General features: G+C 69.3%; 7 protein-coding genes. 2 read left to right on the forward strand and 5 right to left on the reverse strand.

The genetic code is table 11. From position 1 onward, the window contains the following. Positions 1-16 precede the first annotated feature (16 nt). From KF892_03055 to KF892_03070, 4 genes are all read right to left on the reverse strand, one after another. Positions 17-1606 (reverse strand): ShlB/FhaC/HecB family hemolysin secretion/activation protein, encoded by a 1590-nt coding sequence (locus KF892_03055; protein MBX3623966.1) that lies wholly within the window; start codon positions 1604-1606, stop codon positions 17-19. Continuing rightward, positions 1603-3696, reverse strand: coding sequence for a CHAT domain-containing protein (locus tag KF892_03060; GenBank protein ID MBX3623967.1), 2094 nt, complete (start codon positions 3694-3696; stop codon positions 1603-1605). The genes KF892_03055 and KF892_03060 overlap by 4 nt, the downstream gene beginning before the upstream one ends. Positions 3697-3805: 109 nt before the next feature. Next, a complete protein-coding gene (locus tag KF892_03065) occupies positions 3806-5602 on the reverse strand; it encodes a response regulator (protein MBX3623968.1) in 1797 nt (598 codons plus the stop codon). 15 nt (positions 5603-5617) lie between these two features. Next, a complete protein-coding gene (locus tag KF892_03070) occupies positions 5618-6226 on the reverse strand; it encodes a response regulator transcription factor (protein MBX3623969.1) in 609 nt (202 codons plus the stop codon). 765 nt (positions 6227-6991) lie between these two features. Between KF892_03070 and KF892_03075 the strand changes: the two genes are divergently transcribed. After that, positions 6992-9916: a YncE family protein gene (locus KF892_03075; protein ID MBX3623970.1), complete on the forward strand. Its 2925-nt coding sequence runs from the start codon at positions 6992-6994 to the stop codon at positions 9914-9916. 12 nt (positions 9917-9928) lie between these two features. On the opposite strand, the gene KF892_03080 is transcribed toward KF892_03075, so the two are convergent. Then, positions 9929-11206 carry an acyl-CoA dehydrogenase family protein gene (locus KF892_03080; protein MBX3623971.1) on the reverse strand — a complete coding sequence of 426 codons (1278 nt, stop codon included), beginning with the start codon at positions 11204-11206 and terminating at the stop codon, positions 9929-9931. An 84-nt stretch (positions 11207-11290) separates the two neighbouring features. Here KF892_03080 and cadA point away from each other — a divergent pair, with 84 nt between their 5' ends. Further along, positions 11291-13561 (forward strand): cadmium-translocating P-type ATPase, encoded by a 2271-nt coding sequence (cadA, locus tag KF892_03085; protein MBX3623972.1) that lies wholly within the window; start codon positions 11291-11293, stop codon positions 13559-13561. Positions 13562-13573: the final 12 nt, after the last annotated feature.

Consider the following 13573-nt stretch of genomic DNA (forward strand, 5'->3'; position numbering starts at 1 on the left):
CTCATGTGAGCCGGGCTCAGAAGGAGCGTTGAACTTGCACCAGCAGGCGCGCCTTGGGGTTGTCGGGCTCGGAGCGCACCGGCTCGTTGCCGCGCACGCCGAGGCTCGCCTTCAGGGTGAAGAGGTCGGGGTGGGTGAACTGCACCCCGAGGCCGTAGCCGTGCAGCGTGCGGCGCGTGCTGCCGGTGAGGGCGTCTTGCGATTTGTCGCGCCCGTGGCCCCAGTCGTAGAAGGTGTAGCCGCTCCAGGTGGCGTTGAACCAGTGGCGCAGCTCCAGGTTGACGATGGCGCCCAGGTCGCTGGAGCCTTCGGCCACCGGGTAGGCACGCACGCCCTTGTCACCGCCGAGGGTGAAGCGCTCGGCGTTGTCGAGCGTCTTGTCGGTCCACTGGCCGGCCAGGCCGGCGAGCAGCGAGAAGCCGCGGCCGAGCGCCTGCAGGCGCGACGCCTGCAGGCTCAGCTTGGCGAAGCTGCCGTGCGGCGCGCCGGCGGGCGCAGTGCTGTCGTACTTCAGCCGTCCGGCCATCACGCCGAGGCTGCCGCCGTTGAAACCGCCGCCGCCGAAGGCGTCGCGCGACTCGAAGGCGAGCGAGGTGTCGAGCGCGGTGATGGACTTGTCGGACGCCACCACGTCGGCGATGTTGTCTTCGAGCTTCTTGTGCTGCACGGCCACGCGCGTCACGAGGTTGCGGTCGCGCCCGCGCAGCACGGGGTAGGAGACGGACGCATCGAACACGTTGGCCGTGCCGGTGGCGCCGGTGAACTCTTCGCTGAGCTCGTAGCCCACGCGCGAGAAGCCGATGCCGGCACGCCAGGGCGTCGGGCCGATCGGCGCTTCGTAGCCGAGGCGTCCGACGGTCGTGCCGGCGCCGCTGGAGGCGAGAAGGCGCAAGTCGAGGTTGTCGCCGATGCCGGCCGGGTTGTTCCAGCGCAGCAGGGTGCCGAGCCGGTAACGGCCGCTGGCGTCGGAGCCGTGGTTGTCGAGGTCGATGCTCGCGTCCCACGCGCGGCGGGCTTCGGTCTGCACGTTGACCTTGTAGAGGCCTTCGTCGCCGGTGGGCAGCAGCGTGGCGCGCGCCGAGACGCCGGGCCAGTCGTTCAGGGTGTACATCGCGCGGTCGAGCGCCTGCAGGTCGAGCGGCTGGCCCTTGCGCACGCCGGCGCCGTCGAGCACGCGCATCGTGCGCTCGGGCGACACGGGTGGCTTGGGCGGCGACTCGACGCTGAGCTGCGAGACCTGCGGCTCGACGATGCTCACCTGCAGCACGCCGGCCGTGAGGTCTTGCGCCGGGTAGCCGACGCCAGCCATGCCGAAGCCGCGGGCCTCGTAGAGGCGGCGCAGCGCGGTGGAGATCACGCTGAGATCGGTGGCGTCGATCTCGCGGCCGATGAAGGGTTTGACGACCGCCTGCAGCTCGGCCGCGCTGACGGCGCGCGTGGGGCTGAAGCGCACTTCCTTCAGCAGGAAGCGGCCTTGCGTGGTGGGGGCGAGCGTCGGGGCCGAGGCGGCCGCGGCCGGTGTGGGCGAGTTGCGCAGCGGGGCCTGCTGCGCATGTGCTGCGGTGCTGGCGGCCAGGGCGACGAGCGAAAGGGCGAAGGTTTTCATCGTGCGGCCTCGCTCGCGACCAGCAGGCGGCCGTTGCCGATCACGTTGAACGGGGCCCAGAAGAAGGGGTGGGCGAAGCGCCGGTTCTTCTGCACTTCGAGCTGGGCGGCCTGCATGGCGGCCATGAGGTCGCGGCCGGAGGCGAGTTCGCGGTAGAGGCGGTTCATGAGCAGGTCGGTGGAGTCGTCGGCTACCGGCCAGAGCGAGGCGACGATGCTGTTGGCGCCGGCCGAGAGCAGCGAGCGGGTGAAGCCGATGATCTCGTCGCCGCGGGCCACGCGGCCGAGGCCACTTTCGCAGGCCGACAGGGTGATGAGGCGCACGCCGCGCAGGTCGAGCGTGTAGATCTCGCGGGCTTCGAGCAGGCCGGTCTCGCTGGCGTTGCTGGCGAAGAGGATGCGCGAGAAGAGCGGGTCCACGTCGTCGAGCTCGGCATGCGCGGCGATGTGGACCATGTTGTGCCGGCCGGCGCTGGCCTTGAAGCGGTCTTTCGTGGCGTCTTGCTTGAGGTAGATCTCGCTGCCGTTGAAGAGCTTCGCCACCTGCTGCACCTCGCGCTCGGCGCCGGGCAGGGGGACGTTCTTGTCGGTGCTGGGGTTGCCGAAGCCGAGCAGCTGCGGGGCGGGCACGCTGCCGCGGGCCAGCAGCTTCGCGCCGATGGCGGCCGAGGGCCACACGGTGAGGGCGCTGCGCTCGATGAGGTAGCTGCGCCCGTCGTGCAGGGCCTGGAAGGGCAGGTAGTGCAGCGGGCCGTGCGGCACGACGTAGAGGCGCTGCGCGGGCGCGAGGTCGACCTCGGCCAGCAGCAGCTTGTAGAGGCTGGCGGCGAGCGTGGAGGTATCGCGGCGGCGCTCGATCACGCTGGAGCGGAAGTTCTCGACCAGCGGGGCGAGTGCGGCCTGGCCTTGTGCGATGACGGCGGCCGAGAGGCCCGTGCGGGTGACGAGCCAGACGACGCTGCGCTGGTCGAGCACGTGGAACTGCAGCACCGCTTCGCCCGGGGCCAGGCTCTTCTGCAGCTCGGCGAGGGTGATGCGGTGCTCGGCGAGGCTGTCGGACGCGCGGTCGCGCACGGCGTCGAGCAGCTGGCGCGAGCGGGAGGCTTCCGACAGCACCCACGCGGTCTCGAATTCGCGCTGGGTGATGGCGAGGTCGAGCGCGGTGTCGAAGACCTTCTGGATGTCGCCGAAGAGGCCGGTCTTGAACTCATCGCTCTGGAACTTGCCGCGCAGCTGCTCGGCGATGGCGACGGTGTCGAGGTAGGCCTTGAGCGCGGTGGGTTTGTTGCCGCGCTGCAGCTCGACGCGGCCCAGGCCCTCGGTGGCCCACAGGCGGTGGTAGAGCGCATCGCTCCCACCCGCATCGGCGGCGATGCGCTGGAAGAGCGCGTGGGCCTGGTCGGCCACGCCGGCCGCGAGCAGGGCGTTGGCACGGCTGCGTTGGTAGAAGGCGCCGAGCTTGTCGGCCTCGCTCTTGGGCAGCTTGTCGAGCTGCTGAAGGGCTTCGGTCGGCCGGCCCGCGGCCGTGTAGGCATTGGCCAGCGACACCAGCACCAGCGGGCGGAACCGATCGCTCGCGAGGGCGTAGCTTCGGGTGTAGGCGTCGGCGGCGTCACCGTAGCGGCCGCGGCGCGCGGCCACGTCGCCCAGCACCTTGTGCGCGGGCGCGTGGGCCTGCTGCGGGTTCTTCGGCTTCAGCGCGAGCGCGCCGTTGGCGAACTTCTCGGCCTCGTCGAGCAGGCCGGCGTAGCTGTAGGCGATGGCGAGGTCGCGCTGGGCGAGGGAGCGCAGGTCTTCGTTGTCGGTGCTGCTGCCGAGGTGCAGGGCCTTGGCGGCGGCGCGGATGCTCTGGCGGAACTCGCCCTGCTCGGCCAGCGCGACCGAGCGGCCGCAGTAGCCGTAGCCGTCGAGCTTGATGACGTCGCGCTCGTAGAGCGCGCGGCCCTCGGCGCTGAGCGCCAGGATGCCGTTGGCGTCGCGGTGGCGCGCCAGGGCGTCGCGTGCGATGGTGTTGCCGTTGTCCTGCGCCTGGGCGGCGAGCGCGCACACGGTGGCGGCGCCCAGCAGGAGGATGCGATGTAAGGCCCTCACGGACTTCCCCTTCTTGAAATTGCGGCCGATGCTAGGAGCCACCCTCGGCGCCTCAAAGTGACCAAGGTGAGGCGCGGCGTCCATGTTCTAGGGGGGTGCCCGGTGGAACTCAGGGGACGCTGCGCAACACGGCATACAGCTCTTTGGTGCGCACGGGTTTGAAGAGCACCTGGTGGCCGCTGCTGTGCACGCGTTTCACCTCGTCGGGCGAGGTGTCGCCGGTGATGAGCAAGGCCGGCAGCGGCGCGCCGTAGACGCTGCGCACGCGCTCGATGGCGTCGATGCCGTCTTCGCCGTCGGCCAGGCGCAGGTCGGAGATCACGATGTCGATCACGCCGGCGTGGCGCCGCACCTCGGTGCAGGCCTCCTGGATGGTGGCGGCGGTGAGCACCTTGTAGCCCCAGGTCTGCAGCAGGTCGCTCATGCCGACGCGGATGCTTTCTTCGTCGTCGATCAAGAGCAGTGTGCGGCTCTCGTCGATGGGAGAGGGCACCGTGTCGGCGGCGACCGCGATGTTGTCCATCTCGTCGAACGGCGTCGCCTTGATGAGGATGCGGAAGACCGTGCCCTTGCCGGGCTTGGACGAGACCTCGAGCTGGTGCCCCATCAGCAGCACCAGGCGCTTGACGATGGCGAGACCCATGCCCAGGCCACGCGAGCGGTCGCGGCCGGGGTTGTCGACCTGGTAGAACTCGTCGAAGACCTTGGGCAGCTCGTCTTCGGGGATGCCGATGCCGGTGTCCCACACCTCGATGCTGATGGCGTCGGCACGCGTGCGCGCCACCACCACGATGCCGCCTTCCTGGGTGTAGCGGATGGCGTTGTGGATCAAATTCGACAGCACGCGCTCCAGCAGGTGAGCGTCGCTCATCACGATCTTGCCGCCGGCCTTGAAGCGGAGCCCCAGGCCCAGCTCTTCGGCCTGGCCGGCGCAGTGCATGTGCAGCACGCGGAAGAGATCGCGGATGGGGAAGGGCTGCAGGTTGGGCTCGATCACGCCAGCGTCGAGCTTGGAGATGTCGAGCATGGAGGTGAAGCTCTGCTCCAGCGCGTCGATCGAGCGGATCATGTTCTTCACCAGCGGCTGCAGGGCGGTGCCTTGTAGGCGCTTTTCCAGCGTGGCGGTGAAGAGGCCCAGCGCGTGCATCGGCTGGCGCAGGTCGTGGCTGGCCGACGCGAGGAAGCGGCTCTTCTCGCGGTTGGCCTGCTCCACCAGCACCACCTGCTGGCGCAGCGCGCGCACCAGGGCGTCGTTGTCGAGCTTGGTCTGCAGCTCCTTCATCAGCAGCCGGTGGCGGGCGCTCGCGTGGTAGATGCAGGCGAAGAGAAACGCGGCCACCAGCGGCGCGATGGTGATCGTCATCGGCGTGCCGAGGTAGAGCATGAAGGCGATGAGCGGCGTGAGGAGCGGCACCAGCCAGAGGTAGATCGCCCAGCGTTGCGCCGCCACCTGGTGCGCGCCGGCCGCGGCCAGCGCCAGCAACAGCAGCACGAGCGGCATGGTGGGCACCCAGCGAAGGTCGTCGATCAGCAGCGCCGGTGCGATGCCCCATCCCACCGCCGACAGCAGCACCACCGCCTGGTAGCGGTGCAGCCAACGCGAGGGCTGGGTGAGGGCGGTGCGGCCCGCCTGCTTGAACGACCAGTAGAGCGCCGCGTGCGCCACCTGCACCGCATGCACGAAGCCGGCCCAGACCCACAGCCCCGTGCGGTGGGGCATCCAGACCAGGAACGACAGCCAGCAGGCGAAGGCGAGGCCGGCGAGCACCGCGACTTTCACGTCGCCGTGGCGCATCAGCTTCATCAGCTGCGAGGCGCGGGTGCGCTCGCGGCGGCGCTCAGGCCCTTCGTCGCTCGATGCTTGCGGGATGCCGGTGTTGGCGGATGGCGAGAGCTGGAAACGCACCCTTCGCGTACCTGCTTACCTGAACAGGCTGATCAGGTGGGAGCGCGACTTCACGTCGAGCGCCAGCAGGATGGTCGACACGTAGTTCTTGATGGTGCCCAGCGACAGCCCGGTGGCGGTGCTGATCTCCTGGTTGGAGCAGCCCGAGAGCACCAGCTCGAGGATCTCGAGGTGGCGCGGCCCCAGCTCAGCCACGCGGTCGTAGCGCGACGAGCTCGGGAAGCGCGGGAAGGACGCCGTGACGCCGCCCTGCGCGGTGGCCAAGAGGCCCAGCACCGTGTCGCACATCTGGCGCGGCGCCTGGCCCTTGGTGACGTAACCCACCGCGCCGAGCGCGCGCACCTGGCCGATCACGAATTCGTCTTGCGTGCCGCTGATCACGGCCACGCGCGCCTGCGGGAAGGCTTCGAGGAACTGCTTCAGGCCCTGCAGCCCCTTGCAGTCGGGCATGTTGAGGTCGAGCAGCACGAGGGCGATGTCGGGCTCGCTGCGGTAGAGCTCCATCGCATCGTGCAGCGTGCTGGCTTCGAGGAGCTGCAGGTTGGCGTTGTCGACCGCGCTGAGGCTGGTCACGATGCCCACGCGCACGAGGGCGTGGTCATCAACGATCAGGAGTTTGGACATCTGGCGGACCGCTTCTTCGGCTGCGAGCACGTTTGCGTGGTCTTGTGGCACCACAGAAGCGCCACGTGGAGATGCCATGCCGGACAACACTTGGCTCATCGGGTGCCTCTGTCAGGTGAATGAATCGAGGTCGTCACGCCCGCGAGGGGCGCATCGCAGCGCGTATTGTTGATTCAAAAAAATGCGGCACGTATCCCTAAGAGCATGGATGCGGGTACACCCTGAGCGCCGGTGCCGGCCTTGTTGCGCAGACGCCGACACGGCAGCGGTCGGGTGTGACTTTGTTGGCGCTTCATCGCGGCGGGGGCCTCGGGCTCCCGCCGAATGACCCTTCCTGCGGCCCAGGGACCGATTGATATGTCCGACGCATGAGTCATGCGATTTGCCGCGTTGCGCGACATATCGGTGGCCAACAAGTTCCCCTGATTTCGCATCGTGCATGTACTGACTTGCCAACTTGTGCACAAAAGTCTAAGGAGAAGCATTAATCGCTAGAAATGCACGGCAGTGCAACCATTGGGCAAGCAGGAGAAACGCGTCGTGGCATCGCCGTTTCCCGTGCAAAACACCACAAAGGAGACTGCCATGCAATTGAGTTGGTCGGCCGTGAAACGGCAATTCGGACGTGTGATGTCCGCCTCGTGTCTGACCGTGTGCGCCCTCGGCGCCCACGCCCAGACCACCCTGTTCCAGCAATCCTTCGGAAGCGGCCTCGGGAGCTTCTCGTCGGCTGGCTCGGTGAGCACGTCCTCTCTGGGCGCCACCATGACCGCCTCGCTGCTGAGCACCGACGGCGCCATCACCTCGTCGCCGATCAGCACGGTGGGTTACACCGGCATCACCCTGGCGTTCGACCGCAGCACGACCGGCCTCGACACCGGGGAAGCCGGCATCGCCGAGGTCTCGATCAATGGTGGCGCGTTCACCCAGGTCGAATCGACCCAGGCCGCGACCACCAGCCGCGTGACCTTCAACCTGCCGTCGACCGCGGCCAACCAAATCAGCGTGGTGCTGCGCTTCCGCGTCAGCGCCAACAGCGCGCTCGAAAACTACCGCGTCAACAACGTCGTGCTGGCCGGCACGAGCGGCACCACCAACCCGCCGACCGGCGCCACGCGCCCGCCCATCGGCAAGTTCGCCACCTTCGAGAGCGGCCACGTCCGCCCGATGGCACTGAACAGCACCGGCAGCCGCCTCTTCGTCGTCAACACGCCTGACAACCGCGTCGAGGTCTACAACACCTCCTCGGGCACCCCGGCGCTGACCGAGTCGATCCCGGTCGGCCTGGAGCCGGTGTCGGTGGCGCTCGCCAACGACAACCAGCTGTGGGTGGTGAACCACCTGTCCGACAGCGTGAGCATCGTCGACGTCTCCACGACCCCGGCCCGCGTGATCAACACGCTGCTGGTGGGCGACGAGCCGCGTGACATCGTCTTCGCAGGTGCTGGCAACAAGTGGGCCTTCATCACCGCGGCGCACCGTGGCCAGAACGCCGGCTTCGACCCGCAGCTCGCCACCCCGGGCGTCGGCCGTGCCGACGTGTGGGTGTACGACGTGGCCAACGTCGGCACGCGCCTCGGCGGCCAGCCGCTGACCCGCCTGAACATGTTCGGCGACACGCTGCGTGGCCTGGCGAAGAACGCCGCCGGCACCCGTGTCTATGCCGCGGTGTTCAACTCGGGCAACAAGACCACCGTGCTGAACGAAGACCTGGGCAACGGCGGCCTCACGCTGCCGTCGCCCACGACCGACGCCGCCGGCAACGCCGCACCGCGCAACCCGCTGATCGTGCAGAAGGACGCCAACGGTCGCTGGATGGACGATGGAGACCCCACGCGTGGCGTGGCACCGCGCGACCACAGCAGCCGCGTGAAGATCAACCTGCCGGACTACGACGTGTTCACGATCGACACCTCGGGCTCCACGCCCACGGTGACGGCGCGCACGACGGGTGTGGGCACGACGCTGTTCAACGTGGCCGTGAACCCGTCGTCGGGTAAGGTGTACGTGAGCAACCAGGAAGCCCGCAACCGGGTGCGCTTCGAAGGCCCGGGCACCCGCTCGACCACCGTGCGCGGCCATTTCGTGGAAAGCCGCATCACCGTGATCGACGGCAGCAACGTGCTGCCGCGCCATCTCAACAAGCACATCACGAGCTACGACCAGGCCGTGGGCACGGCAGCCGAGAAGGCCGCCTCGCTCGCCACCCCGCTCGAAATGGCGATCACGCCCGACGGCTCGACCATGTACGTGGCCGCGATGGGCTCCAACAAGCTCGGCCGCTTCAGCACCTCGGCGCTCGAAGGCAACACCTTCACGCCTTCGGCCAGCAGCCACGTGACCCTGACCGGCGGCCTGCCCACCGGCGTGGTGCTCGACCCGTCGCGCAACGTCGCCTACGTCACCACCCGCGGCGACAACGGTGTGTCGGTGGTCAACACCTCGACCTTCTCCGAGACCGCCCACGTCACGATGTACAACCCGGAGCCGGCGGTCGTGAAGGCAGGGCGCAAGTTCCTGTACGACGCGAACTACACCTCCAGCCGTGGTGATTCGTCGTGCTCGGGTTGCCACATCTTCGGCGACATCGACCACATCGCATGGGACCTCGGCAACCCGAGCGAAAGCCAGGTGGCGAGCCCGAACCCGTACAACACCAACGTGCCGCGTTTCGGCCGCAAGGCGAACTTCCACCCGATGAAGGGGCCGATGACGACGCAGAGCTTCCGGGGCATGGCCAACCACGGCCCGCTGCACTGGCGCGGCGACCGCACGGGCCAGAGCCGCAGCTCGGGTGAAACGATCGAGCACCAGGCGTTCGAAGACTTCAACGTGGCCTTCACCGGCCTGCTGGGTCGCGAGTCTCAGCTCACCGCAGCCGAGATGAAGGCCTTTGCCGACTTCGCGCTGGAGATCATCTACCCGCCCAACCCGATCACCAACCTCGACAACTCACTCACCACGGTGCAGGCGGCCGGACGCAACGTGTACTTCAACACCACGTCCGACACCATCACCACCTGCAACGGCTGCCACACGGTCGATCCGTCGCGCAAGCTCTTCGGCTCCGACGGCACCATGTCGATAGAAGGTGCTCAGCTCGACCAGGACTTCAAGATCCCGCACATCCGCAACATGTACCAGAAGGTGGGCATGTTCGGCACGAACTCGAGCCGCTCGTTGTTCGCGAACGTGGGCGACCAGATCAAGGGCTTCGGCTACAACAACGCCGGCAAGTTCGGGACGCTCGTTCAGTTCTTCTCGGAAGACGTGTTCAACGCCCTCTCGACCACGCAGAAGCAGCAGCTCGAGCAATACGTGCTGGCCGCGCCGTCCGACGTCAACCCGATCGTCGGCCAGCAGGTCACCGTGACGCCGGCCAACGCCAACCAGTCCGACGTGAGCGCTCGTCTGAACCTGCTCGTGTCGCGCGCGCAGATCACGAGCCCGGTGCCCGAGTGCGAGCTGGTCGCCAAGGGCGTGATCTCGGGCCAGGCGCGTGGTTGGGTCATGAACGCCAGCCAGCAGTTCGTGCCCAACAAGTCGTCTGAGTCGGCTGTCACGCTCAGCGGCCTGCTGAGCCAGGCCAGCGCTGCTTCGGCCCCGCTGACCTTCACCTGCGTGCCCCCGGGCAACGGCACGCGCATCGGCGTCGACCGCGACGCCAACGGCACGCTGGACCGCGACTGATCCGGTGAGTGTCTAACCCCGCGTGAGCGGGGTTTCCAAAGGGGCTGGCGGCACGAAATGGGCCGTTCCAGCCCCTCGTCGTTTGCGGGCGGCCTCCAGCTCCGCGCGCGCCACGGTGCGCAGGTGCACCTCGTCGGGCCCGTCGAGGAAGCGCATCGCGCGGCCCCAGGTGTAGAGGAAGGCGAGTGGCGTGTCCGGCGACAGGCCCATCGCCCCGAACACCTGCATCGCCCGGTCGAGCACGCGCGTCTGCAGGCGCGCCGCCACGAGCTTGATCGCGGCCACGTCGGTGCGGGCGGCGGCATTGCCTTCGGTGTCCATGCGCCAGGCCGCGCGCATCACCAGCAGCCGCGCCTGGTCGATCTCGACGCGGCTCTCGGCGATCCAGTCCTGCACGTTGGCGTAGTCCGCGAGCTTGCGGCCGAAGGTCTGGCGCTCGAGCGCCCGCTCGGCCATCAGCTCCAGCGCCAGCTCGCACTGGCCGATGGTGCGCATGCAGTGGTGCACCCGCCCCGGGCCGAGCCGTGCCTGCGCCATCGCAAAGCCCTCGCCCGGCTCGCCGAGCAGGGCGCTTGCGGGTACGCGGACGTTGCGGAACACCAGCTCCACGTGGCCTTCCACGCTGTGGTGCTGGAGGATCGGGATGTTGCGCACGATCTCGAGGCCGGGCGTCTTCAGCGGCAGCAGCACGAGGGAATGCCGACGGTGGCGCGGCGCATCCGGCGAACCGTCGGACACGCCCATCAGCACCACCAGCTCGCACAGCGGATGCAGCGCGCCGGTGATGAACCACTTGCGGCCGTTGATGACGAGCTCGTCGCCGTCACGCACGATGCTCGTCTCGAGGTTGGTCGGGTCGGACGAGGCCACGTCGGGCTCCGACATGGCGTAGCACGAGCGCATCGTGCCTTCCAGCAACGGGCGCAGCCACCGCTCGCGCTGCGCGGGCGTGGCGTAGAGGTGCAGCAGCTCGATGTTGCCGGTGTCGGGCGCGCTGCAGTTGAACACCTCCGAGGCCCAGGGCACCCGGCCCATGATCTCGGCCAGCGGCGCGTATTCGGTGTTCGACAGGCGGGTGCCGGGCTCGTCGGACTTCAGGCCGGGCAGGAAGAGGTTCCACAGGCCTTCGGCTTTCGCGCAGGCCTTGAGCGGCTCGATCACGTCCAGGGGGTATTCGCCGGCGTCGGCCCAGCGGTGCCAGTCGCGGTTGGAGGGCAGCACCAGCCGCTCCATGATGTCGCGCACGCGACCCTGCAAGCCCAGGTTGGCGGGGGAGTGTGAGAAATCCATGTCCGGCGATCTTGGGGCTGGCCCGAGGCCGCGGAATTGATCTGCGTCATGCGTCGCGCGGGCGGTGCTTTCTAGAGTCGGCGCATGACCTCTCCCCAGGCCGGCTTGGCCCTGCCCCTGCCTCCCTTGACGCCGCGCGAGAAGGCGGCGCTCGACGACGACGCGTCGCTCGCGCGCTGCACACGCTGGCGCCAGGCGGCCGACGGGCGGCGTGAGGCCGAATCCGTCTTCGCCCTGCAGGGCATGTATTGCGCCGCCTGTGCCGGCGTGATCGAAGCCGCGCTCCGGCGCGTGCCCGGTGTCGAGAGCGCTGAAGTCAACGCCGCGAGCGAGCGCGCCCTGGTGCGCTGGGACGCCTCGCGCACCCGCGCCTCGGCCCTGGTCGACGCGGTGCAGGCCGCCGGCTACCGCGCGCTGCCGGCCGAGCATGAAGCGGCCCGCACGGCACGCCAGCGCGAGTCGCGCCAGGCCTTGTGGCGGCTCTTCGTCGCGGGCTTCTGCATGATGCAGGTGATGATGCTCACCACGCCCGGCTACCTGGCCGCGCCCGGTGAGATCGCCCCCGACCTCGCGGCGCTGATGAGCTGGGCCGCGTGGGTGCTGACCCTGCCGGTGCTGCTCTTCTCGGCCGGCCCCTTCTTCAAGGGCGCGTGGCAGGCGCTGCGGCAAAAGCGCGTGGGGATGGACGTGCCGGTGGCGCTCGGCATCGCCGTCACCTTCGTCGCCGGCACGGTGGCGACCTTCGAGCCGGGTGGCCTCTTCGGCGCCGACCCGTACCTCGATTCGATGACCATGTTCGTGAGCTTCCTGCTTGCCGGTCGCTGGCTGGAGCTGCGCGCCCGGCACCGCAGCACCGAAGCGCTCGATGCACTCCTGCAGCGCCTGCCCGACGCGGTGGAGCGGCTGGGCGACGACGGCACGGCCGAGACCGTGCCGGTCGCGCGCCTGCAGGTCGGCGACCGCGTGCGCGTGGCCGCCGGCCAGGCCTTCCCCGGCGATGCGCTGGTGCTCGACGGCAGCACGCAGGTCGACGAAGCCATGCTCACCGGCGAATCGCGCCCGGTGGAGCGTGCGGTGGGCGATGCGGTGGTGGGCGGTAGCCTCAACCTCGCGGCGCCCGTGACCGTGCGCCTGCAGAAACTCGGCGAAGGCACGCGCTACCAGCAGATCGTGGAACTGCTCCAACACGCGCTCACGCAGCGCCCCGGTGTGATGCGCCTGGCCGACCGCTGGGCCGGCCCGTTCCTGCTCGGCGTGCTCGTGCTGGCAGCGGGGGCGGCGGCCGTGTGGAGCGTGATCGACCCGACGCGCGCCGTGTGGGTGGCCGTGGCCGTGCTCATCGTCACCTGCCCGTGTGCGCTCTCGCTGGCGGCGCCGGCCGCACTGCTGGCTGCGACCGGCGGGCTCGCACGCCGTGGTGTGCTGGTGCAGCGGCTCGACGCCATCGAAGCGCTTGGCGCTGTCGACACCGCTGTCTTCGACAAGACCGGCACGCTGACGCAAGACCGTCTGGTGCTCGCCGTCACACATGTGTCGCCGCAGGCTGACCGTGCCGCGCTGCTGGCCCGGGCCGCGTCGCTCGCCGCGCTGTCGCGCCACCCCTTGTCGGTGGCACTCGTGCAGGCCTTGCCCGCTGCGGCGCCGGCCTGGAGCGAGGTGCACGAAGCCGCAGGGCAGGGCATCGAGGCGCGTGACGAGCAGGGCCGCCTTTGGCGCCTCGGCGCGCCCGGCTGGGTGGGGCTCAGCGTGCCCACCGAGGCCACGCGCCCGCGCGTCGCCTGCGCGCCGCAAGACGCCACGGCCGACGAGCAGGTGCTGTTCGAATTCGACGAAGCGCTGCGCACCGATGCACACGAAGCGCTGCAAGGCCTCGTGGCCCACGGGCTGCAGGTGCGGCTCCTCTCGGGTGACGCCGAAGGCAGCGTGCAGGCCGTGGCCCACCGCCTGGGCATCGCGCAGACGCAGAGCCAGGCGACACCGGAAGACAAGCTGCGCGCCATCGAGTCGCTGCAAGGGCAGGGCCACCGCGTGCTGATGGTGGGCGACGGCCTCAACGACGGCCCGGTGCTCGCCCGTGCCGACGTGTCGTTCGCCCTCGCCCATGGCAGCGCACTCGCGCAGCAGCGCTCCGATTTCATCGTGCTCGGCAGCCGCCTCGGTGAGATCCCGGCCGCACTCGACCGCGCCCGCAAGACCGTGCGCGTGATGCGCCAGAACCTCGGCTGGGCGCTTGCCTACAACGCCGCCTGCGTGCCGCTTGCGCTCGCCGGCTACCTGCCGCCGTGGGCCGCCGGCCTGGGCATGGCGGCCAGTTCGCTCTTCGTCGTGCTCAACGCTCTGCGGCTTTCACGCTGAAGAAGGAAGCCC

The sequence above is a fragment of the Rhizobacter sp. genome (assembly GCA_019635355.1).
Classification (GTDB): Bacteria; Pseudomonadota; Gammaproteobacteria; order Burkholderiales; family Burkholderiaceae_C; genus Rhizobacter.

Excerpts from the sequence above, each read along its gene's own strand:
- cadA (MBX3623972.1), top strand. The coding sequence starts at position 11,291 with ATGACCTCTCCCCAGGCCGGCTTGGCCCTGCCCCTGCCTCCCTTGACG.
- KF892_03070 (MBX3623969.1), bottom strand. The coding sequence starts at position 6,226 with ATGTCCAAACTCCTGATCGTTGATGACCACGCCCTCGTGCGCGTGGGC.
- KF892_03055 (MBX3623966.1), bottom strand. The coding sequence starts at position 1,606 with ATGAAAACCTTCGCCCTTTCGCTCGTCGCCCTGGCCGCCAGCACCGCA.
- KF892_03080 (MBX3623971.1), bottom strand. The coding sequence starts at position 11,206 with ATGGATTTCTCACACTCCCCCGCCAACCTGGGCTTGCAGGGTCGCGTG.
- KF892_03075 (MBX3623970.1), top strand. The coding sequence starts at position 6,992 with ATGACCGCCTCGCTGCTGAGCACCGACGGCGCCATCACCTCGTCGCCG.